A 22423-nucleotide genomic window follows, 5' to 3' on the forward strand; every position below is an offset into this window, starting at 1 on the left:
ACCGACGGGCGATGACACCCCACAGGAGGGGAGCACTTGTGACAGTGCCACAGGACACCGCATGCCGAGTCCGCAACCCGGACAGACGACGCTTGCGACGTTTCAGTCCTGAAACCTCTGTAAGACTTCCCTTGTAGGAAGCCCCGCCCTTTCGGGCGGGCGAGGATGTCACTATCGCCCGTGCCGACAGATTCCAGTGGCTGTGCTGAAGAGATAGCGCGAATCGGTCGCTTGCCAGTCGTCATCTGTCGGGAGTGGTAGACACAGCGGAACGACGCACCGCTCAAACGAGCGTGTCACGCAATGTGACCAACACGATGAGGCTCCACAGAAACACGCCGAATCCATAGAACAGGAGGATGAGACGGAGAGAGGTATCTGTATACGTGTGAGGCCACAGACCCGTGTCTTCGACCCCCATCATGGCCTCGTCGGCGTGTTCGGCTCCGCTAGCACTCAGTGGCCCTGTGGTTCCTCCGCCGAGGACAACGAGCAGAAGCCCGCCCCCTGCTAAAACGAGCATGAAGACTCCCGCGTGTGTTGCGAGATATGTTGCTCCAACCGTGAGAAGACCGAGGAGACACGTATAGAGGAGAAACGGTTTCCAGAGCGCCTTAAAGTTCATGTGTAACCACCGTTGCAAGACGTTTTATCACCAACAGTATATATATATTGTGCTAGAGTGGTACACTCGCACGCTCATCCTCTCAATATATTCACTACAAAAGGTATAAAATGATAGTTATGGATTGCTAAATACACGCTCTGTATGCAGCGCGCAAACTCTCTCAACTGCTGAGAATTTCAATAGGCCTCGGACTGATACTGTTTATATGCTAAACTTCCGCGAGTAATGTTCGGAGAACGTGGAATTCGGGTGCGGTACTCACCCGAAACTGAACACGTGGGCCGCGTCCGCCGTGACGGTGAGGAAGTCGGCGGCACCGGCGAACCGCGTCGTCACGTCGTCGTCCATCGCGGATTTGTCCCAGTCGAGCATGTCGAGGGTCGTCGTACAGGCGACGCTCGTCACCTGGTCGCCACCGCTCTCGACGAAGTCCGCCAGCATGTCGTAGGGGTTCGGCACCCCGGCGTCGAGGAGGTGCTGGAAACTGGACAGGTCTTTCTCACCCTCCATCAGGTGGCTCAGACCATCGAACGTGAAGTAGACGATGACCTCGGTGTCCATCGCCAGTGCGACCTGTCCGAGATTCATCGCCATGGCGAGGCTCTTCGGGTCGTCGCTGTAGACTACGATTCCAATCTTGTTCAGTTGGGGCATCTCACGCGACCTTCTTGACGTGGTGTTTGTACACCGTCTCGCCGTCCACCTCGTCCTCGAACTGGTCGACGAGTTCGACGCCCTCAGTCGAGTTCGCCCAGCCTTCGAGGTCGGACATGCTTCCGGGGTCCGTCGCGATAACCTCGAGTACTCCACCGACGTCCAGCGCGTCGGTGGATTGTTTCGTCTTTACCACGGGCATCGGGCAGTTCAGTCCCATTACGTCGAGCGTCTCAGTGATTTCGTACTCTGTTGCCATGTTGGTTCACCAGATGCTTGTGTAAAGTGGCTACAATACCATTCTACAAAAGTTTGTTGTTAAATAGCATGACACATACTGGCCTGTCACAGGCTGGTCCGTTCTGGTTAGAGGAACACCTTGCGGGTAACCTGAGCCGACGTCCGTTCGACGTGCATCTGCACCGCGTCGTCGAACCCGCTTCGCTTCGTCGTCGACTCTCACAGTGTAATATTGTGGAACATCCACACAAGACTTAAGTGTTGTCCAACCACACGATAACTGTTAACAACCCGACCAACCGAGGTGGGAGATATTACAAATTACGGATTCGTCATTGACAATCGACGATGTATCGGCTGTCACGCCTGTACGGTCGCGTGTAAGACCGAACACGACGACCCTATCGGCGTGAACAAAACGTGGGTGAAGTACATAGAGAAAGGCGAGTTTCCGGACACGAATCGCAACTTCTCGGTGATGCGGTGTAACCACTGCGACGATTCACCCTGCACGGACGTGTGTCCGGTTACCGCCCTCTGGGAACGCGAAGACGGCATCGTGGACTTCGACACCGACCGCTGTATCGGCTGTAAGGCGTGTATGCAGGGCTGTCCGTACGACGCTCTGTACATCGACCCGAACACGGAGACGGCCGCGAAATGTAATTACTGTTCGCACCGCGTCGATACGGGGCGCGAACCGGCCTGCGTGACCGTCTGTCCGGAAGACGCCATCCTCGCGGGCGACATGGAGAACCCGGACACGAAGATTTCGCAGACTATCTCCGACCAGGAGGTGCAGGCCAGAAAACCCGAGAAAGGTACCGAGCCGAAACTGTTCTACGTCGACGGCGACGAGGGGTCGCTCACGCCGGGTTCGACCGGGCGCGAAGAACACTACATGTGGTCGGACGCCCCGAACCAGGTCGAAACGCACGGCGCGGCCCGCGAGGACTTCGACCTCGAGAAAGCCGCCGAGTCGCTCGCCGAATCCGACGTCTCGCTCTCGGTCGACAACACCGAGGAAATCCGGAGCGACGGTGGCTGTGGCTGTGGCGGCGACTGTGGCTGCGGTGGTAACTGTTCGTGTGGTTCGAACGACGTCGCCTCCGACGGTGGATACGACACGTCGGCGACGTCGGGCGGGACGAGCCAGAAGAAAGCGCGAACGTCGAAAGCGTACGAACTTCTCCACGAGGAGGCTCGCCGGGTGTACGACATCGGCGAGAGCCACTACGAATCGTGGGGTTGGGAGGTCTACTCCTACACGATGACGAAGTCGATATCGGCGGGCGTCTACTTGCTCCCCGCGCTGTTGATGCTGTTCGGCGTCATCGAGCCGAGTGCCACCGTGATGGGCGTCAGTTCGCTCGTCAGCGGTGTGTTCCTGGCGCTGACCGGTCTCCTGCTCGTCCTCGACCTCGAACAACCGACCCGGTTCCACTGGGTGCTCTTGCGCCCCAACTGGCGGTCGTGGCTGGTGAAAGGCGCGTACATCATCACCGCGTTCGGCGGGTTCCTGTCGCTTTCGGTGCTGGGCTGGCTCCTCGGCGTCGAAGCCATCGTGAACCCCGTCGTGCTGGCGGTCGGTGCGGTGTTGGCGGCCGCGACCGCCGTCTACACGGCGTTCCTGTTCAGCCAGTCGAAGGGCCGTGACCTCTGGCAGAGCCCGGCGATGCCCATCCACATGCTCACGCAGGCGTTCGTCGCTGGCGCGGGCGCGACGGCCGTCATCGGTCTTCTCGGCTTCGAGGAACTCGTCGGCCCGTCGTGGCTCGTCCTGACCGGTGCGCTGGTCGGTCACCTCGCACTGGTCGCCTCGGAACTGTTCACGCCCCACCAGACCGAAGACGCGGAGGAGGCCGCCGCCCGTATCGTTCGTGGTCGATTCAAGACCGCGTTCTGGGTCGGTGGCATGGGCGTCGGTATCGCGCTGCCACTCGCCGCGCTCGCACTGTCGGGGAGCGCCTTCGTGGTCGCGCTCTCCGGCGTGCTCGCCATCGCCGGACTGTTCGCCTTCGAGTACTGCTGGATAACCGCACCGCAAACCATCTCACTCGCATAACATGGGACACGAATTCGAACCGAGTAACGTCGAGAAGTGGGCCCAGAAACTCGGGCTCATCTCCAATCGCACCGACGACACGAAAAAACAACGACAGCGCCTCCGTACGGACGGCGTCGAACGAATCGCACCGGACGGGAGACTCACGAGCTACCCGGACCCGGCCGACTGGCATGACTGGGTAGAGTACGAGTCGAGCGGCGAACCGCGCGAGTACTCCGTCGTTCCGACCGCCTGTTTCAACTGCGAGGCTGGCTGTGGACTGCTCACCTACATCGACAAGGAATCCGGCGATATCCGGAAGATAGAGGGCAACCCGGAACACCCCGGCAGTCGTGGCCGAAACTGCGCGAAAGGGCCAGCGACCGTCAACCAGCTAAACGACCCGCAGCGAATTCTCTATCCGTTGAAACGGGACGGTCCCCGCGGAAGCGGACAGTGGAAACGAACCAGTTGGGACGACGCACTCGCCGACATCGCGGGAGAGATGCGGGAGGCCATCGAGGACGACCGCGAGAACGAGATTACGTATCACGTGGGGCGGCCGGGTCACGAGGACTACATGGACCGGGTCATCAACGCGTGGGGACTGGACGGCCACAACTCACACACCAACATCTGTTCTGCTGGCGCACGTGCGGGCTACGCCTTCTGGCACAAGTACGACCGTCCGAGCGCGGATTTCGCCAACGCCGAGTTCATCCTCCTGCTGTCGGCTCACCTCGAATCGGGCCACTACTTCAACCCGCACGCCCAGCGCATCATGGAGGGCGTGATGGAGGGTGGTCAACTCGCCGTGATGGACCCGCGGCTGTCGAACACGGCCGCGATGTCGGACTTCTGGATGCCGACCCAACCGGGGAGCGAGGCCGCCGTCTTGCTCGCGATGGCCTCGGTCATCATCGACGAGGGACTGTACGACGCGGAGTTCGTGCGACGGTGGGTGAACTGGGAGCAGTTCCTGGACGAAGAACACCCGGGGCGACCGCGGACGTTCGAGGAGTACCTCCAGGTGCTTCGGGAGACGTACGCCCAGTTCACGCCGGAGTACGCGGCGGCCGAGAGCGGGGTCGACGCCGAGAAGATAGTGAAGGTCGCCCGGAAGATCGGCACCGCAGGCGACCGGTTCGCCTCGCACATCTGGCGGTCGGCGGCGTCCGGAAACGAGGGCGGTTGGCAGGTCAGCCGAACGCTTCACTTCCTGTCAGTGCTGACCGGGAGCGTCGGAACCAAAGGTGGCACGGCACCCAACTCGTGGCACAAGTTCGACCCGCATCTGCCGCGAGAACCGCCGCGCCAGAAACTCTGGGACGAACTCCAGTTGCCCGTCGAGTGGCCCTTCGCGCACTACGAGCTGAGCCAACTGCTTCCGTACTTCCTCAAGGAAGGCCGAGGCAAACTCTCGGTGTACTTCACCCGCGTCTTCAACCCCGTCTACACCTACCCGGACGGTTTCTCGTGGATCGAAGCGCTCACCGATGAGGAGAAGGTCGGTCTCCACGTCGCGCTGACGCCGACGTGGAACGAGACGGCGTACTTCGCCGACTACGTGCTCCCGATGGGCCACAGTCCCGAGCGCCACGACATCCAGAGTCAGGAGACTCACGCCGGAACGTGGGTGACCTACCGTCAGCCAGTGCTCCGCGAGTACGCCGAGCGCGAGGGCGAGGACGTCGACCGGACCTACGAGGCCAATCCCGGCGAGGTCTGGGAGGAAGACGAGTTCTGGATGGACCTCTCGTGGAAAATGGACGAGGACGGCGAACTCGGCATTCGACAGTACTTCGAGAGTCCCGACGGAGACGACGACGACCCCACCCAGATGACCATCGACGAGTACTACCAGCACGTCTTCGAGCACGAGGACAATCTCGTCGAAGCGGCCGAAGAGAAAGGGATGGAGCCGCTGGAGTACATGAAACACCACGGCGCGTTCGAAGCGTCCTCCAACGACTACGAACTCCACGACGACGAGCTAGACCCCGCGATTCTGGCCGACAACGACGTGTTCGTCGACGACTACGGCACCATCCACCGACTGCCGGCGGGGGCCGACGTCGACTCCGAGGGCGTCGACACCGTGACGGACGGCGACCTCGGTTACGAGTACGACAGCGTGACCAGAGAGTCGCTTTCCGACCTCGACACTGAGGTCGTCGGCGTGTTAATCGATGGCACGCCAAAGCGCGGATTCCCGACGCCGACCGGCAAACAGCAGTTCTACTCCAAGACGCTCGCCGATTGGGGGTGGGACGACGAGCAGTACACGCTCCCACACTATATCAAATCGCACGTCCACCCCGAGAACTTGGACTACGACGACGGTGAGATGGTGCTCGTGCCGACGTTCAGACTGCCGACTGCCATCCACTCTCGCTCGTCGAACTCGAAGTGGCTCGAAGAGATTTCCCACAACAACCCCGTCTGGGTGCACACGAACGACGCCTCCCGGTTGGGCGTCGAGACGGGCGACCTCGTCCGCGTCGAAACCGAAATCGGCTACTTCGTCAACGAGGTGTGGGTGACAGAAAGCATCAAACCGGGTATCGTGGCGATGAGCCACCACATGGGTCAGTGGAAGATAAACCGAGAGGACGACGGCGAAATCGAAGAGGGCGGCGACCCGTACGGCAAAGTGACCGTCGACCTCGACAACGACGCGAGTATGTGGGGTATTCGCCAGGCGAAAGGAATCACGCCTTTCGAGAGCGACGACCCCGACTCGGAGCGCGTCTGGTGGACGGACGGCGGCGTCGCCCAGAACCTCACGCACGCCCCGCATCCCGACCCCATCTCGGGGATGCACTGCTGGCATCAGAAAGTCCGCGTTCGCCCCGCGGAGGCAGACGACTACTACGGTGACGTCTTCGTCGACACCGACCGCTCGATGGAGATCTACCGCGAGTGGGTTTCGAAGACCAACCCCGCCCCCGGGCCGGACGGTCTCAGGCGGCCGAAGTGGCTCAAACGCCCGATAGCCCCGCCGACCGACCCGGGCGAGGACGACGCGTGGTACGTCGATGGTCCGGTGGGACGGGCGGAGCGATGGGACCCCGATTCCCAGACCACCGTCGAGGACGACGATGGGGCGTGAGACGACCGCCACGAGCGACCGAGAACGGGCCGTGTTCGAGGCTATCCGGGAGGCGAACGTCGGCGAGGAGGAGTTGTACCTCGGTCTCGCCGACCTCGATGGACTCGGACGTATCACGGTCGAGAGAACGCGGGCGACCGTTCCGGTAACGCTTCCGATTCCCTCAGAAACCGTCCGGACGAGCGTCGAAGACGAGATTCGGACGGCGGTTCTGGAGGTCGACGGTTTCTCCGAGGTCGACGTGGAGTGGCGACCGGAGGCGACCGAGTCCGGCGCACGCGTCGACACCATTCCCGACGTGAAAAACGTCATCGCCGTGTCGAGCGGCAAAGGCGGCGTCGGAAAATCGACGGTCGCGGTGAACCTGGCTGCGGCGCTCGCGGACGCCGGGGCGTCGGTCGGATTGCTCGACGCGGACATCTACGGACCGAACGCGCCGACGATGCTCGGCTGTTCGGACGCGACGCCTGCGACCACGCACCGTGACGCGATAGTCCCGCGAGAGGCACACGGCGTCACCGTGATGAGTATGGACTTCGTGACCGACGAGGACGACCCGGTCATCTGGCGCGGGCCGATGGTCGACGACGTGCTCCAGCAACTGGTCGGGGACGTCGACTGGGGGTCGCTCGATTACCTCGTCGTCGACCTCCCGCCCGGAACCGGTGACGCCCAGCTCACGCTCGTCCAGCACCTTCCGGTGACCGGCGCGGTCATCGTGACGACGCCGCAGGCCGTCGCGGTGGACGACGCCCGGCGTGGTCTCGAACTGTTCGCCCGGTACGACATTCCCATCCTCGGCGTCGTCGAGAACATGAGTTACTTCCGGTGTCCCGACTGCGGCGGCACCCACGAGATTTTCGGCGAGGGTGGCGGCGGCCTGCTCGAAGACGAGTTCGAGGTTCCCGTCCTCGGTCGCATCCCTATCGACCCGGTGGTCGGACCGATGGCAGAAGAGGACGTCGAGGACGGGCAGTCGTCGCCCGGCATTTCGATTCCCCTCGTCGGTCGGTTGGCGCTCCCCCGGACGAGGGAGGAACGAGACGGCGCGGGAATCGCCCCCGTCGTCGTCGCCGAGGACGTTCGACACGAGGGCCGAGTCGCGCTGCGGGACGTGGCGACGCACGTCGCGGCGCGAATCGCGCATCTCCACGCACAGCGACCGGTGGCCGAGAACTGACGCCGGTCTCGCCATCGTCGCTCGCCCCCTGTCAGTGACGACGTTTCCTGCGAAACAGTGTTTCGTGGTGACAACCCTTATGTGCGCTCGAAGACAGTATTTCGTATGGACGATATTTTTGTCGGTCGCGTTATGACGTCTGACCCGCACACCGTCTCCCCGGAAACGCTCGTAGAGGACGCAGCCCAGTTGATGCTGGACCACGAAATCGGGTCGCTTCTCGTCGTCGACGACGAGAACGAACTCCAGGGAATCCTGACGACGACCGACTTCGTCAGCATCGTCTCGAAGAGCCAACCGAAGGCGGAAACGTCCGTCGACACCTACATGACGACGGACGTCGTCACTACGTCGGTCCAGGCATCCATCCGCGACGTCGCAGACGCGATGGTCGAACTCGGCTTCCACCACATGCCGGTGTTAGACGACACGGAAGGTGTCGTCGGCATCGTCTCGACGACCGACCTGACGGCGTACCTCTCACACGTCCAGACGCCCAGTCCGTCGTAGTTCGATCTCTTCCAGTTTCGCCTCGTTCCGATTGCATCTCGGTGGTCGCTCGTTTCGTCGTGAGATACGAAGAATCAATAGCGACGCGACGAGAAGGCTTTACGAATGAGTCGAGGTGGCGAACGGTCCCTGTCTCTCACCCTCCCGACTATCGTCTCGTTTCTCGGCTGGGTCGGCGTAATTTTGTTCTTACCACAGTTCTGGCAGCAGTTCTGGCAGCAGTGGCCGGCGATGAGGCCTTCCCTCGCCGCGGAAATCTTTCTGATAATCGGCGGCGGGACCCTGCTGAGTGCTATCGTCGGGGTGCCGGTGTTGGCGATGGGGCTGCCGATTCTCTGGTGGCAGGCGGTTCGGCCGACGAAACAGAACTGACGAGCGACGGTTGGGTTCGTCGCTCGTGACGTCGAGTTCGGTGCACACGCCGACGTAATCTTCGGTGGCGAACGCTCTGAAATCGAGGACGCGAAATCTCACAGCAAAGTTAAAGTATGTGCCCGGATGACATGGCACGTATGGGAATCGATTCGACACTGCTCGGAGTGTTCGACGTCGTCCACTGGCTCGACGCGACAGTTCCCTTCTTCGCCGTCTTACCCGCGTTTCTCGGTATCTTCGTCCTCCTCCGATTCTTCGCGGGAGAGGTCCACCTGCACCGACCGACCCCGCCTCACCACGAGCGTGAGTACCGGTTCGACCCCGACGAGTTCGAGTGAGGACCACTGCGGAGCACGCTGCTTTCTCCGGTCGTGGCGAGCGTGGAAAATCGTACGCTGGATCCGTTCGTATCCGTCCGTCGAGGGACGGCGAGCAATGCCTCTGACCCGCCGAGAGAAACGGTGACGACAGTTGCGGTCGTCTCTCGGTCATGAACCCCGATGTGTACGAATCGCTGGACGGGCAGGTCGCACTCGTCACCGGCGCGAACAGAGGTCTCGGTGCGGCCATCGCCGACGAGTTGGCCGCCCTCGGTGCGGTGGTCTACGCCGGCGCGCGCGACCCGGCCGACGTCGCCTCCGGCCTGCGCCCGGTCCGCCTCGACGTGACCGACGAATCGGACGTTAGAACCGCCGTCGAGACGATTCGGGACGAGACCGGTCGGCTCGACGTGCTCGTCAACAACGCCGGAGTGTACGGGCCGTCCGGCAAACTCGGCGAGAGTGCGCGTTCGGCCATCGAGACGACGCTCCGCACGAACCTCCACGGCCCGCTCGTCGTCACTAGAGACGCGCTCTCGCTCCTGTCGGAACGAACCGGTGGGCGCGTGGTGAACGTGTCGAGTGGTGCAGGGCAGTTCGGTGGCGGTATCGACGCCGGCCACCTCCCGTACGGCGTCTCGAAGGCGGGGCTGAACGCGTTTACGAACGCACTCGCCGCCCAGTATCCGGACCTCGTCGTGAACGCCGTCTGTCCCGGCTGGGTTCGAACGGCGATGGGTGGCGCTGGTGCGCCTCGAAGCGTCGAGGAGGGGGCCGAAACTCCCGTCTGGCTGGCCCGATTCGAACCGGGGAGTCCGAGCGGACTGCTCTGGCGAGATAAGAAACCCGTCGACTGGTGACCGAGTCGTCGCTTCGTATCGGGCAAAAGGCCTGTCCATCTCGCGCGAGTAGGACCAACCGATGGCACAGTTCGCTCGATCTCGCCACGGGTTCGTCGCGTTCTTTCGGCGGTACACGAAGACGTGGGTTCACGCAGTCGCGACGGCGGCACTGACCGCATTTGGCATGTTGACGTTCGTCCATCGTGGATTCGCGGTAGTCGCGGTCGCACTCTACGTCCTTCCGCCGCTCGCACTCTACGTATCCGGCTCGACCTTCCTCGAACAGTCTTCGACCGACGACACGACGTCCTCTATGTCTGAGACGGACGCCAGGGAAGCCGAAACGACTTCGGACGGAGCGCACGCGGCATCCGACGAGGAAGAGCCGAGCGGGTGGACGACGGTCGACACCCCGATCGACGTGACGCTGTTCGACGCCGTCCTCGCAGACGGTGGTGCGTACGCCGTGGGCGAGGACGGCGTCGTGCTCGCGGATGGAGCGGCCGACGAAGGCGAGCGAACGTGGAGCGTCGCGCTCCAGGACGGTCCACGCGCGGAAGCACGCGATCTGCACGGGACGGACGCGACGGCCGACGGGGGCGCGGTCTGGTTCGCCGGGGACGGTGGCTCGCTCGGACGGCTGAACCCGGCCTCTGGTCGGCACACCGACTTCTCTGCACCGACGGACATCACCGACAACTGGACGGACGTCGCCGTCGGGGGTGCGGCCGGTGGCGAGACGGTGCTCCTCGTCAACGGCTCTGGTGAAGTCCTCGCCGGAGAGTACCGCGACGGCGACGTCGCGTGGGACGTCCCGACGAAACCGGGGAGTGGGTCGAGTCTCCGCGCGGTGACCCTCGTGGATTCCTCGGTCGGCTATCTGTGTGATACGAACGACTCTGTGTTCGAGACGACCGACGGCGGAGAGACGTTCCGACAGGTCGGTATCGACGCGGTGGACGGCACGCTCACCGATATCGCGGCGACTGGGCGAAACGATTGTACCGTCACCGCCGACGACGGCGTGTTCCATCGGTACGACGGGAACTGGACGCCCACGCGACTGGGTGAGGAGGCGCTGTGGTCGCTCGCGCGGGCGGACGGTCGAACGGTCGCGGTCGGTGCCGCGGGTATCGTCTACGAGCGTGCGAGCGACACCGCCGACTGGGAACGGTTCACGACGCCCGTGTCGGCGTCGCTTCGAGGGGTCGCGGTCGGTTCTCGTCGGGCGGTCGCCGTGGGCAAGGATGGTGCAGTGGTCGTCCGGGACGAATGACAGACGAGATTCATTTATTGCATGTCGGCAACGATTCGAGAGCATCCCCGGCGTCGGTGCGTTCGTGAGTTCTGCGACGGTCGCTCCCGTTCACGCCGTCTCCGTCGTCGTCTTTCTCGAATCCCGCCCAAACGCTTGATTAGCTTCAACTCGTACTTCTATCTATGAGTTCCGACTGGCGTGAAACCCTCCGAACCCGACGCACGCAGAAAGACGACTACTTCGCGGAACACCCTCACTCGCCGATTCCGCCCGGCGAACGCGAGTCGTTCGACGGACTCGCGTACTATCCCGTCGACGAAGCGTACCGGTTCGAACTCCCGCTCTCGGAACACGACGAGAAAGAAGGTATCACCGTCGCCACGAGCACCGAGGGCGAACGGGAGTACCTTCGCTGGGGTGAGTTCCGGTTCACGGTCGACGACGAGGAGGCGACCCTGCAAGCGTACAAATCCGACCCGGACGACGAGCGTCTGTGGGTTCCCTTCCGCGACGAGACGAGCGGCGAGGAGACGTACGGGGCGGGCCGGTACCTCGACCTCGAACCGGAGTCACACCGGACCGCAGACGGGGAGTGGATTCTCGATTTCAACGAGGCGTACAACCCAACCTGCGCGTACTCCGACCAGTACGAGTGTCCGCTTCCACCGATGGAAAACTGGCTCGACGTCCCCATCGAAGCCGGGGAGAAACGGTATCACTGACCCATCGGAAGGCGGGTCGGTGAGAGTACGGACGACGTCTGATGCGCTGGAACGCTTCGGTGGGGCGGACGGGACCTCGCGTGGACTACCGTCTCGTCATCGAAACCGAACGGACGTCGTTCGGTAAGACTCGACACAACAACACTGACACCGAATACTCCTGTATCCATCCACATGGACCGATTGCTCGACGGCAAGACGGCGGTCGTAACGGGCGCGGCGAGTGGCATCGGACGAGCGATTGCACACCAGTTCGCCGAACACGGAGCGAACGTCGTCGTGGCCGACGTCAGAGAAGAACCCCGGGAGGGTGGCGACCCGACGCACACGCTTGTCGAATCGAAGACGGACGCAGCGGCGGTGTTCGTCGAGTGTGACGTCAGCGACCCCGAAGACGTGACGAGAGCAGTCGACACGGCCGTCGACACGTTCGGAAGCGTGGACGTGATGGTCAACAACGCGGGCATCGTCGGACCGGAGGGGCCGATCACAGAGATAGACCCCGAGGAGTATCAACGACTCCTCGACATCAACCTGAACGGTGCCTTCTTCGGGTCGCAGGCGGCGGCGATTCGGATGCGCGAGAACGGTGGCGGGAGCATCGTGAACGTCTCCAGCGTCGCCGGAATCGAAGGCTACGGTAATCTCTCGCCGTATTGTACGTCGAAGGGTGGCGTGCGGCTGTTGACCTACTCGCTCGCGTCCGAACTCGGTCCGGACGGGATTCGCGTCAACGTCATCCATCCCGGCGTCATCGAGACGGCGATGACGACGGACGACGTTCCGATGGTCGGCACGGAGTCAGGAGAACAGATGAAAGAGACCATCCCACTGCGGCGGTTCGGAACGCCCGAGGACGTCGCCAAGACTGCTCTATTCCTGGCGAGCGACCTGTCGAGTTACGTGACCGGCGAGTCCATCATCGTCGACGGTGGGTCGGTGAACACGTCGTAGGCGCTCGGTTCGTCTCGGGAAAAAACGAGTGCCACGGGAGTCAGACGACGTGTGTGTGGCCTACTTTTTCGGGAACCGTGCGACGAACTTGTTCGCACTTTCGCGCTCGACGCTGTAGTTGTCGGCGTCGAACGTCTCTTCTTCGGCCTGCATCTCGTAGAACAGCGGTTTCGGGTCGTGATCGTTGACGAGTTCGAGTGTCTCACCGGCGTCCAGCGAATCGAACGTCGATTTGATGAGTGGGTGGCGTTCCGGTGGTGGGATTTCGCGTACGTCGAGTGTCGACATGCAGATTTCAAGAGAGGGAGGAGGGGTATCGGGATTGTCCCGAACATGTTCGTTCGGGCCGCCGGTGGCAGTCGTTCACCCACGTTGCGGTGAGCGAGTCGGTTCGTCGACGACGTGGAGCGAGTAGGTGAGCACTCCGAACCCCAACACGGTGAAGAGACTCTGGATGCCGAGACTGACGTCTATGTCGACGCCGACGATGGCGTCGAGTCCCCCACCGAGCGCCGACCCGAACGTGATGAGGCCGAACCCGAGCGTCATCATCTGGAGCGACTTGGCGCCTGTTCGTCGGAACGCACGATACGTGTATAGCGTAATCAGCGCACCGAGCGAGAGCGTTATCACTCGGATACCGAAGAGGAGCGTCGAACTCAGGGAGAGAGGCGGTGTCATGAGAGGAGATACGCACCCAGTCACGTTATATATAGATGGGGATTTTCAAAAGTCGGGAATGTGTCCCAGAGATGGTGAGTCGTCTTCACGCTACTGTCGCGGGTCGTCGTCGCGTCGCTGTGGCGAGCGAGGAACGCGTTCGTAACTGCTTTCTGGGTGTGCGACAGGAACGAAGTAACGATGGCAACCGCGAAACTCACGATAACACTCCCGGAGGGCGTCTGGATCGGCGACGTCTCAACGGCCAACCCGAACGCGAAGTTTCGCGTGCTGGGTGCGCTTCCGGCAGACGATACCGGCGTCGGCCTGCTCGAACTCACCTCGTCCGACCTCCCGAAAGTCATTCGAGAGATGGAAGGGTACGACGACCTCGTTCGACTCGAACTCCTCCAGGTGTCCGACGACACGAGTCTCATCGAGTTCGAGACGACGGAACCGCTCCTCTTGCTCTCGGTCCAGGAGTCCGCGGTTCCGCTCGAACTCCCGCTCACTATCTGCGACGGTGAAGCTACGTTCGAAGTCACCGCCTCCCGGGAACGACTCTCCTCGCTCGGCACGCAACTGGAGATGTTCGGCATCTCCTACGACGTCGAGTACATCCGCGAGATGGTCACCTCCGAGAGTCTGTTGACCGACCGACAGCGACGGTTGCTGACGACCGCCGTCGATTGTGGTTATTACGACTCGCCCCGGACGTGTACGCTCACCCAACTCGCGGAGAAGGCAGACATCGCTAAATCGACCGCCAGCGAGACGCTCCATCGGGCCGAAGGCAAGGTCATCAAACAGTACCTGAACGACGAATAAGCGGGCACAACCTTCCGAAAACCGCCGTCGTGTCTGCCCGACCGAGAGGGCCGAATGGCAACGCCGTCTCCGGTGTCGGTTTTCGACTTCGGCCTGAATGGCGTTCAGTCGTCAGTCGTACTGGTCGACGGTCGCTTCCGGGTCTCCCTCGGCGTCGATGACCGTCGTCGGTTCGCCGTCGGTGTCACTGGACGGGTCGGCCATCTCAGACGACCTCCACGACTCCGACCATCTCGTTCATCTCGTGGGGGATGCAGTAGTACTCGTAGGTGCCCTTGGTCTCGAACGTGTGTTCGTACGTTCCTCCTTCGGGGACGTTACCCGCGTCGGGATAGCCGTCGATGGCCGCCGACTCGGAATCGAAACCGCCCGACGCGAAGTAATCCGCCCCGTCGGGAATCTCGCCGTCGTAGGCGGTTATCGTGTGGCCGACTCGGCCGACGTTCTCCCACGTCACCGTGGTTCCGGCCTCGACCTCGATTCGCTCGGGTGCGAACGTGAGTTCGTCGGTCATCTCGACAGTCCTCGTCTTCGAACCGCCGTCGGTGCCGCCGTCGCCGCCGTCGGTCGTCTCCGTCGACGGGTCGCCCGAGTCGGTCGTGTCCGGCACGTTCGCACCGCTCGAACACCCGGCGAGGGATGCGATTCCGACCGTGCCTACCGCGCGAAGAACGTTTCGTCGTTTCATCGATAATTTCATGTTCGATTTCCATCTCGACGTGCACGCCGTTCCTACTTCTAACGTGATTCAGATTCTCACCCGACGAGAGGCGAACCGAACATCTTCCCACGGCATTTATGTACTCCTCTCCAGCCACATTCGCACCACGGCGACGGTCGGGGACCGACTCAGCGGTGACGTTCGGCGAGGTCGTCTGCGAGCGTCCGTGCGTTTCGGACTCGGCCGGGAATCCCGGCCCGGGAGGTGTAGTTGGTACAGAGGTGGGCGGTGTCGGGAAGCGAAATCTCGTCGGTCACCGTCCAACTGCGGTCGTAGGCTGGCATCCCTCTCGACAGTCGATGGACCGACAGCGGGCGGGCACTGGCACCCGTCACCGTTTCGAACTCCTCGGTGGCGATGCGTCCGAGTCGCTCGTCCGACCAGTCGACGAGTTCCGGCGTCTTCGTACCGCCGAGATAGCAGGTGAACACGCCGTCGCGGTTCAACAGGCTGTCGTTCGCCGTGACGCCGAGCGTCCGAAACGCCTCGTCGTACTGTATCTGGTAGCCCGCACTGTCGAGGTTACAGTCGGCGTGGAGGTGGACGACGGCCATGGGGTTGTAGGTGAGACGGCGAAGTGCGCCTCCCGTCTCCGGTGCGAACGAGGCGACGAGGTCGGCAGTCACGTCCGCGGGCGTCGTGAGGACGAGTTCGTCCACGTCTTGCGTGCCGGCCGCCGTTTCGAGTTCGTATCCCGCCCCGTGCTGGCGAACCGATTCGACGGGCGTTCCGAGCGAGACGCTGTTTGCGTGCGCGTCGAACAGCGCCGTCGGAAGCGTCTGGAGGCCGTCGTCGAACGAGACGACGTCGGGCGGGTCGCGCCCTCGCAGCACCGACCAGAGGACGAATTTGAGAACGCTCCCGTCGATGCCCGCGTTCTTTAGCGCCCGCGAGAGGGTGTAGCGTACGTACATCTCGTCGGGATGGGAGCCGTAGAGACCGCCATACAGCGGCCCGAAGTAGTACTCGGCGACCTCAGGACCGAACGCTCGCGTCAGGTACGCTTCGACCGTCTCGTCCGCACGCGGTCCCTCGGTGAACGGTTCGAGGAGGATGCGGAGTTTCGCGGCCCACGAGATGAGGTCAGTATCGAGCGCCTCGCGCACGGACTGGGGGACGAGACGGAGTTTTCCGTGGTGGTAGACGTACAGCGGGACGTCTGCTGCGCGTCGAACGCTCCGCTGCAGTCCGAGGTCGTCGACGAGTTCCCGTATCGACGGCGTCGTGCGCGTGCGCTGTGGCCCGAAATCGAGCACTCGCCCCTCGACGCGTCGGCTTCGAATCACGCCGCCGGGTTCGTCGCTCCCCTCGAACACCCTGCTCTCGACGCCCGCCTGCTGGAGGTAGTGGTGGAGCGTGAGTCCGCTCAGCCCACCACCCACGATTCCGATGGTCATGGGTCGACGGTCACTCCACCGTTGGGTTTTCGACCGGTGTCCGTTCGGGCAGCGGGCCGTCGTAGCCCTCCGGAACGTACGGACAGAGCGGGTCGCTTTCGAGCGGGTTACCTGTGTACGCGTACGCGCGCGACCGACTCCCGCCGCAGACGCTGCGATACGGGCACGCGCCACATTTGCCTTCGAGCGCGTCCGGGTCGCGGAGGCGGCGGAACGTCTCGGAGTCGCGGTAGCGTTCGACGAGCGAATCGTCCCGAACGTTGCCCGCCACGTCGGGGAGGAACCCGGACGGATACACGTCTCCGAGATGGCTCACGAAGACGAACCCGTTTCCGGCCCGAATCCCGGTTCGGCGACCGATGTCGTCCGTCCCGGGCGTTGCGGTTCCCGCGTCCGCCCGCTTTCGTTCGAGCGCGACCCGCCGGTAGTGAGGGGCTTCGGTCGTCTTGACGCCGAACGGTGCGGTTTCGCTCACGTCGAGGAGCCACTCCATCACTCGTTCTGCTCGCTCGGGGGAGATGGGGTCGAGCACCGTCCCCCGCCCGACTGGAACGAGGAAGAAGACGGACCAGAGGACGGCACCGAGGTCGGTGACGAGGTCGCGGAGTGCGGGCAGTTCGTCCACCGTCTCGGCACAGACCGTGGTGTTGACCTGCAGTGGAACCCCGGCGTCTCGAATCGCTCTGGCCGCTCGAACCGTCGATTCGAAACTCCCCGCTTCGCCACGGAATTCGTCGTGTGCTTCGGGGGTACTGCCGTCGATACTGAGGGCGATTCGGCGCAATCCCGCGTCGGCCAACCCCTCGATTCGGTCGCCCGTCAACGAGGCCGTTCCGCTGGGCGTGAGCGTCATCCCGAGTCCCTGCTCGGCCCCGTACGCGACGAGTTCTTCGACGTCGTCGCGCATCAGGGGGTCGCCACCCGAGAGCACGACGAGCTGGCCCTCGCCGAATCGGCGTGCCTCGTCCAGCAGTTCCTTCCCTTCGGCAGTCGTGAGTTCGTCGGGATGGCGCTGGTCCTGGGCGTCGGCCCGGCAGTGCTTACACGCGAGTTCGCACGCCTGGGTGAGTTCCCAGACGAGTACGAACGGTCGCTGGTCGGTGTCGACGGCGTCGGGTCTCATCGCCCCCACCCGGTTCGGTCGGTCGTCGGCAGTGTACGAACTGTCGCTCGCTTCATGGCCGAACGTCGTCGGCGAATCGCCGAAATCAGTCTCCCGAACATGTTCGAACGAGGGGGAGAGTTCCTCACGGAAACGGGTCGGACACGAACATGGTCGGGAGAAATTCTACCCGACGAGAGGACGTCGTGAGTGACGATGACCGCCGACGTTCACGAACTCGACGTGAGACGGATGGACGAGCCGTTCGACAGTATCGTGAGTGCCGTCTCGGGACTTGGCGACGACCAATCGCTCGTCCTCGTCAGCAGTTTCGAGCCGAAACCGCTCTACAGCGTGCTCGAAGAACGAGGATTCCAGTGTGAAACGGAGCGAATCGACGCCGACGAGTGGCACGTCAGCGTCACGCGAGCCTGAGAAGCGTCAGAACGGCGCACGCGACCCATCGAGTGGAACGTCAGTCGTCCCGGTCCCGTCACCTCCTTTTCCATCTGCTCTTTCGTCTATCTCGCCCACTTCCCCGTCTATCTCGTCCACTCCCTGTTCCGAACCCGCGTACCGTTCCACGAGCCCATCGAGTTTCTCGTTTATCGCGTCGCTCTCGTGGTGCATCTCGTTCAGATGAACCGTGACGAGGTCGTACTCGTGAGCGTCGGATTCGCCATTCCACGCGCGAAACGAGCCGACGGTGAGCGACGTGCTCTGTGGACAGAACGGCGTCGTCGGCGTGAATTCCGCGTGGAGAACGGTCGGGTCGTCGGCATCGACCGCGTAGCGGAAGCCAGCGTCGGGGTGGCGCGCGTCGAGGTTCAGGCGTGCGAGGTTGTAGCCGAACGTCGCGTCGTAGATGCCCCGGCGCTCGAACACGTCGCGGCTCAGTTCGTGGAACTCGACGTGGTCGCTCTCGGTGAGGACCTCGTGCCCGTCGAGCACTGGTCCCGGTTCGGGGATGTGCTCCGGGACGAAATCGTCGTAGTCGTCGAACTGGGTCTGGCTCGCTGTGACGGCCGAGAACGGTGAATCGAACAGTCCCATACTACGAGTCACGAATCCGACCACACTGACTCCACCCCCGAACGTGTTCGTTACGTCGCGCCACCGCCGCGGGTCGCCTTCGGGTCACGAGTCGACGTCCACCGCGTCGGACGGCGACCCGAGCAGGAGGCGTCGAACCGGGAGCGACCCGTGCCGAGAGACGACCAGCCAGACGTTCGCGGCGAACGAGACGAATCCCACGAGCAACAGCGTCCAGCCGACCGTCTCGACCATCGCAGGGAGGTCTCCGAGGTTCGTCAGGGCGACGGTGACGCCTCCGCCGAACGTCGCTATTCCATCCACGCGAGCGATTCGCGCGTCGTAGAGGTCGTCTATCATCGGGACGCGCTCGAATCCGAGACGGTCGCTGTACCGCTCCATCCAGACGATGAACGGGACGACGTGGTACAGCGTCCCGAGCACGACGAAGCCGACGACGCCGAAGAGGAGGACGGTCACGGTCGACGACGTGCCGAGCACGGTCGAACGGGAGAGCGGGTCGTGGAGCCACGCCGGAAGCGTCGCGACGCCCCAGAGCGCGAGCGACACCGCGACGACGGCGTACCGCGAGAGCATCGGCGTCCGCGGCACCTGCGTTTCGACCAGTCGCCGAACGAGGACGACGGCGAACGAGAGTAATCCGAGCACGGTCAACACCGCCCCGACGCGGGCGAGCGAGGGCAGACCGAGCAACCGACCGCCGGCGAGCGCGACGACGCCGAGTGGATAGCTCACCTCCTCGATTCGAGCCAGATGGACGTCGATGCCGTGGCGTTCGGTCTGGGTGAACATCGTCGAGAGCTGGTACAGCGCTCCCAGCACGGTCGTCAGTACGCCGCCGAAGACGGCGAGCGTGACGTGTGAGGCGACGACGTTCTGCCGTGCGAGGCCAAGGTCGGCGACGACTGGATTCGTGAAGTCGACGGCGAGCAGGACGCCGAACGCCGGGGCGATGGCGAAGTAGCCGACCGCGAGCGCGAAGTGACGCTCGGTCACGTCGAGCGATTCGACCGCGAACAGCGTCCGCCCGACGTTGTAGACGAACACCCAGAAGCCGACCAGCATGACCGTCCCGAACGCGGGGAGCAAGTCGAGTCGAACCGTCGCTAGCGCGCTCGCGAACCCGACGAGTCCGCCAGCGACCAGCCAGAGCTGGAGCGACGCGAGCCGACGAGAGTAGAGCGGACGACCGCTCCAGACCGGAACGAATTGGGTCATCGCACCGAGGATGGTGAGACAGACCCATCCGACGAGCAGCGTGTGGAGGAAGACGAGATTCGAGAGACCGGGGGCCACGCCGAGCGCCGACGCCGCGCCGGTCGCACCGGCGACGACGAGAAAGAGGAGGCCGACGAGGAAGTGACCGAGTGGAAGCGCCATCGGCGGCCCTCGGTCTGCGTCGATGCCAGATGGAATCGTACTCATACCGTCGTCTTCACGCCCGCCGTCCATCGACCTGTACCCGAAGATGTTCGCCTGCGTCAGCGTTCCAGCACCATCGCGAGCAGTTTGGTCTGGGCCGCCGCGAGATGTTCGGAGAACGTCGAGCGTGAGATACCGAGCGCTTCGGCGACGTCGCCGGCGTTCGCACCTTTCGGGTGCCTGAAGTAGCCGAGTTCGTAGGCCGTCTCGATGACCTCGCGCTGGCGGTCGGTGAGTTTCGCCCGGTCGACGAGGACGAGGTCGCCGTCGGAGTCCGCGCCCGACTGGCTGAGATGTGAGATGGAAACCTGCCCGAACCGCTCTCGTAGTCGTTCGACGACGCCTTTCACTTCGTCTACCGCCGGGACGTAGACCGTGAGCACGAGCGACCCGGCCTCCGCCCGAACGTTCGATACCGGCACCCCGAACGATTCGACAGCACCGCAGACGCACGGGGTGGCGGTGTCGCGCTCGAACCGGTACCGGCGTTCCTCGCCCGTCCGAAAGACTTCGTGCACGTCGTCGGCCGCTTCCGCCGAAAGCTCCTCTGAAAGCGTAAAATCTTCGACTATCGTGTCGTCGGTCGGATGTGACCAGTGGACGCTCTGAACCGGCGTGTCAGTCGCCGCCGACGCCAGTGCGACGGGACAGTCACCTGGCGACGGGACGGTCAACACGGCACGGATGCTTCGGTGCGTGTCGGCGTCGGTATCCGGTTGCATATAGGGGGCTGGGGCTCCCAACGACAAGTACGGTACCCGCGATTCCCGGGGGCTGAGAACGGCCGAGCCAGTGCTCGTGGAATCGTGACTCTCAGGAGTCGTATCCGGTTTCGAGTAATGAGCAGTCGGTGATCCGGTGAGTGGCCGGAACACCGTCGAGTCACCGTCCAAAGTGAATTGGTGGTTCGTTCGGTGTGACACCCAGACTTCGGTAGCGTCACACTGCGAACACGGTACGACACGTCCCCGCGTTTCCAGAGCGGTTGGCGCACCTTGTCGGGCATTGCCGGGACGACCGTTCGTGTTTCTCCTGTTCTCCTCTTTCGTGAAAGGTTTGAGTGCTATGTCGTAGGCTCGCCCCTTCGCGCGCCTACAGTTCTATCGATGTGTCGTACCGACTTCGCCGTTGTCCCATCATATGTGGGGGTTTATTACCCCCTCGTCTATCCCGACCGCCTCGCACCGATTCCCACGAGCAATCGCGTGAGGAGGTAGGCGTAGCCGAGCGCGCCGAGGCCGGAGACTGCGATGCCGACGGTGACGACCGCCCCTGCTCCGATTGCGAGCCCGACGACTTCGACGGCGAGGCCACCTGCGAGCGTAGCGACGACGAGCGCCGCGCTCTGCCTGCTCGCACCCGGAAACGTCCCCGCCGTCGGCGGGTAAAACTGGAAAGCGAGACCGACGATGGTGAGTCCGAGGAAACCGAGGAGGTTCAACTGTCGGTGGGCGGAGAGCAACCCTGCCGACGCGCCCCCGAACGCGAACGACAGGCCGAGTGCGACCGCGACCGCTCCGGCGAGACTTCCGACGACGACACCGTACAGTCCGACGCGTCGTCGGTCGGAGCGGGCGAAACAGGTGACGGTGAGCGCCGCGAAGCCGACCATCGCCGTCGCTTCTGCCAGCGCACCGACGCGGAACCAGCGGCCACCCCAGAGGTCGGTTGCGAGCAGAGCGGGGCCGATTGCACCGGTCGGCAAGACGACGAAGACGAGCGCCGTCGGCGGACGAACGTCGAAGAATCGGGGCAGGAGTCGAGCTCCGAGTGCGAACACGAGGACGCCCGCCGCCCCCGCCGCGAAGAAATGCGAGAGTCGGGGGAGATAGCCGTCCGTTACAGCGGGAAGCGTAGAGAATCGCGCGAGCAACTCGTACGAACCGACGGCGAGATACGCGAACGAGACGGGGAGAAACAGATTCGCGAACTGGTCCGCTCGTTCGAATCCATCACGTAACGAACCGGTGCCCGTCTCTCGACCGAACGGATTCCCGCGAACCGACCAGCCGAGGCTCCCGAGGAAGACGACGACGCCGAGGCCCCACGCCACCGCGCCGACCAGGGAGACGGCCGCCGGCATCGACGCCGCGGTGCCGACCGTCAACAGAATCGTTCCGAGCGACGACAGCGCGAAGTGAACCGGCGTGACACGCGGCACCGCGAGCACTCGCTCGAAGTACGACGGGACGAGGAGGTAGGCCTTCCCGAATATCATGTGGAAGACGAACCCGAACAGGGCGAGTGTCATCTCCGCTCGATGGGGGAGTCCGAGGAGTGCGCCGATTCGCCACGCGACCAGAAAGAGAGCGCTGGCGACGACGAAGCGTCGTGACCACCGACTCGTCGTTCCTCTGCTCATATCGTTTGCGACGACGAACCGGACGACCGTCGAACT

At 63.4% G+C, this 22423-nt stretch carries 24 protein-coding genes; 12 read left to right on the forward strand and 12 right to left on the reverse strand.

The features are described from left to right. Positions 1-283: 283 nt before the first annotated feature. The 3 genes from ACR3FF_RS15720 to ACR3FF_RS15730 form a co-directional block, all read right to left on the reverse strand. Positions 284-625, reverse strand: a complete 342-nt coding sequence (locus ACR3FF_RS15720; protein ID WP_458189037.1) for a DUF8070 family membrane protein — start codon at positions 623-625, stop codon at positions 284-286. Between the two features lie 261 nt (positions 626-886). Continuing rightward, positions 887-1282 carry a DsrE family protein gene (locus ACR3FF_RS15725; RefSeq protein WP_458189038.1) on the reverse strand — a complete coding sequence of 132 codons (396 nt, stop codon included), beginning with the start codon at positions 1280-1282 and terminating at the stop codon, positions 887-889. A gap of 1 nt (position 1283) precedes the next feature. Beyond that, on the reverse strand, positions 1284-1541 hold the full coding sequence (locus tag ACR3FF_RS15730; RefSeq protein WP_458189039.1) for a sulfurtransferase TusA family protein: 258 nt from the start codon (positions 1539-1541) through the stop codon (positions 1284-1286). Between the two features lie 285 nt (positions 1542-1826). Here ACR3FF_RS15730 and ACR3FF_RS15735 point away from each other — a divergent pair, with 285 nt between their 5' ends. The 10 genes from ACR3FF_RS15735 to ACR3FF_RS15780 all read left to right on the forward strand — a co-directional run bounded on the left by ACR3FF_RS15735 (position 1827) and on the right by ACR3FF_RS15780 (position 12842). Further along, on the forward strand, positions 1827-3587 hold the full coding sequence (locus tag ACR3FF_RS15735; protein ID WP_458189040.1) for a 4Fe-4S dicluster domain-containing protein: 1761 nt from the start codon (positions 1827-1829) through the stop codon (positions 3585-3587). A gap of 1 nt (position 3588) precedes the next feature. Further along, positions 3589-6681, forward strand: a complete 3093-nt coding sequence (locus ACR3FF_RS15740) for a molybdopterin-dependent oxidoreductase (protein ID WP_458189041.1) — start codon at positions 3589-3591, stop codon at positions 6679-6681. Continuing rightward, positions 6671-7861: an Mrp/NBP35 family ATP-binding protein gene (locus tag ACR3FF_RS15745; RefSeq protein ID WP_458189042.1), complete on the forward strand. Its 1191-nt coding sequence runs from the start codon at positions 6671-6673 to the stop codon at positions 7859-7861. The genes ACR3FF_RS15740 and ACR3FF_RS15745 overlap by 11 nt, the downstream gene beginning before the upstream one ends. A gap of 105 nt (positions 7862-7966) precedes the next feature. Then, a complete protein-coding gene (locus ACR3FF_RS15750) occupies positions 7967-8371 on the forward strand; it encodes a CBS domain-containing protein (RefSeq protein ID WP_458189043.1) in 405 nt (134 codons plus the stop codon). 105 nt (positions 8372-8476) lie between these two features. Beyond that, positions 8477-8743 (forward strand): hypothetical protein, encoded by a 267-nt coding sequence (locus ACR3FF_RS15755; RefSeq protein ID WP_458189044.1) that lies wholly within the window; start codon positions 8477-8479, stop codon positions 8741-8743. Between the two features lie 140 nt (positions 8744-8883). After that, positions 8884-9084: a hypothetical protein gene (locus ACR3FF_RS15760; protein WP_458189045.1), complete on the forward strand. Its 201-nt coding sequence runs from the start codon at positions 8884-8886 to the stop codon at positions 9082-9084. 152 nt (positions 9085-9236) lie between these two features. After that, positions 9237-9926: an SDR family NAD(P)-dependent oxidoreductase gene (locus ACR3FF_RS15765; RefSeq protein ID WP_458189046.1), complete on the forward strand. Its 690-nt coding sequence runs from the start codon at positions 9237-9239 to the stop codon at positions 9924-9926. Between the two features lie 61 nt (positions 9927-9987). After that, positions 9988-11184, forward strand: coding sequence for a WD40/YVTN/BNR-like repeat-containing protein (locus ACR3FF_RS15770; protein ID WP_458189047.1), 1197 nt, complete (start codon positions 9988-9990; stop codon positions 11182-11184). A 164-nt stretch (positions 11185-11348) separates the two neighbouring features. Next, positions 11349-11888 carry a DUF1684 domain-containing protein gene (locus ACR3FF_RS15775; protein WP_458189048.1) on the forward strand — a complete coding sequence of 180 codons (540 nt, stop codon included), beginning with the start codon at positions 11349-11351 and terminating at the stop codon, positions 11886-11888. A gap of 174 nt (positions 11889-12062) precedes the next feature. Continuing rightward, a complete protein-coding gene (locus ACR3FF_RS15780) occupies positions 12063-12842 on the forward strand; it encodes an SDR family oxidoreductase (RefSeq protein ID WP_458189049.1) in 780 nt (259 codons plus the stop codon). Positions 12843-12902: 60 nt separating this feature from the next. Here ACR3FF_RS15780 and ACR3FF_RS15785 read toward each other — a convergent pair whose 3' ends face one another. Together ACR3FF_RS15785 and ACR3FF_RS15790 are read right to left on the reverse strand one after the other, a co-directional pair. Beyond that, on the reverse strand, positions 12903-13136 hold the full coding sequence (locus ACR3FF_RS15785; protein WP_458189075.1) for a DUF2249 domain-containing protein: 234 nt from the start codon (positions 13134-13136) through the stop codon (positions 12903-12905). Positions 13137-13205: 69 nt separating this feature from the next. Continuing rightward, the gene (locus ACR3FF_RS15790) at positions 13206-13523 is read right to left on the reverse strand and encodes a DUF7521 family protein (protein WP_458189050.1); all 318 of its coding nucleotides are present in this window, start codon (positions 13521-13523) and stop codon (positions 13206-13208) included. 180 nt (positions 13524-13703) lie between these two features. On the opposite strand from ACR3FF_RS15790, the gene ACR3FF_RS15795 reads away from it, so the two are divergent. Beyond that, complete coding sequence (locus ACR3FF_RS15795; protein WP_458189051.1) at positions 13704-14330, forward strand: helix-turn-helix domain-containing protein; 627 nt, start codon at positions 13704-13706, stop codon at positions 14328-14330. Positions 14331-14535: 205 nt separating this feature from the next. Here ACR3FF_RS15795 and ACR3FF_RS15800 read toward each other — a convergent pair whose 3' ends face one another. The 3 genes from ACR3FF_RS15800 to ACR3FF_RS15810 form a co-directional block, all read right to left on the reverse strand. Further along, positions 14536-15018, reverse strand: coding sequence for a plastocyanin/azurin family copper-binding protein (locus ACR3FF_RS15800; protein WP_458189052.1), 483 nt, complete (start codon positions 15016-15018; stop codon positions 14536-14538). Positions 15019-15179: 161 nt separating this feature from the next. Beyond that, a complete protein-coding gene (hemG, locus tag ACR3FF_RS15805) occupies positions 15180-16448 on the reverse strand; it encodes a protoporphyrinogen oxidase (RefSeq protein WP_458189053.1) in 1269 nt (422 codons plus the stop codon). A gap of 10 nt (positions 16449-16458) precedes the next feature. Continuing rightward, positions 16459-17571, reverse strand: coding sequence for a TIGR04053 family radical SAM/SPASM domain-containing protein (locus ACR3FF_RS15810; RefSeq protein ID WP_458189055.1), 1113 nt, complete (start codon positions 17569-17571; stop codon positions 16459-16461). Between the two features lie 195 nt (positions 17572-17766). On the opposite strand from ACR3FF_RS15810, the gene ACR3FF_RS15815 reads away from it, so the two are divergent. Further along, positions 17767-17985 (forward strand): DUF2249 domain-containing protein, encoded by a 219-nt coding sequence (locus ACR3FF_RS15815; protein ID WP_458189056.1) that lies wholly within the window; start codon positions 17767-17769, stop codon positions 17983-17985. 6 nt (positions 17986-17991) lie between these two features. Here ACR3FF_RS15815 and ACR3FF_RS15820 read toward each other — a convergent pair whose 3' ends face one another. The 4 genes from ACR3FF_RS15820 to ACR3FF_RS15835 all read right to left on the reverse strand — a co-directional run bounded on the left by ACR3FF_RS15820 (position 17992) and on the right by ACR3FF_RS15835 (position 22387). After that, positions 17992-18603: a DUF7998 family protein gene (locus ACR3FF_RS15820; RefSeq protein WP_458189057.1), complete on the reverse strand. Its 612-nt coding sequence runs from the start codon at positions 18601-18603 to the stop codon at positions 17992-17994. A gap of 84 nt (positions 18604-18687) precedes the next feature. Next, positions 18688-20028: a hypothetical protein gene (locus ACR3FF_RS15825; RefSeq protein ID WP_458189058.1), complete on the reverse strand. Its 1341-nt coding sequence runs from the start codon at positions 20026-20028 to the stop codon at positions 18688-18690. Positions 20029-20084: 56 nt separating this feature from the next. After that, complete coding sequence (locus ACR3FF_RS15830; RefSeq protein WP_458189059.1) at positions 20085-20747, reverse strand: helix-turn-helix domain-containing protein; 663 nt, start codon at positions 20745-20747, stop codon at positions 20085-20087. Between the two features lie 443 nt (positions 20748-21190). Beyond that, positions 21191-22387, reverse strand: a complete 1197-nt coding sequence (locus ACR3FF_RS15835; RefSeq protein WP_458189060.1) for a hypothetical protein — start codon at positions 22385-22387, stop codon at positions 21191-21193. Positions 22388-22423: the final 36 nt, after the last annotated feature.

It is taken from the genome of Haladaptatus ordinarius (assembly GCF_054177595.1).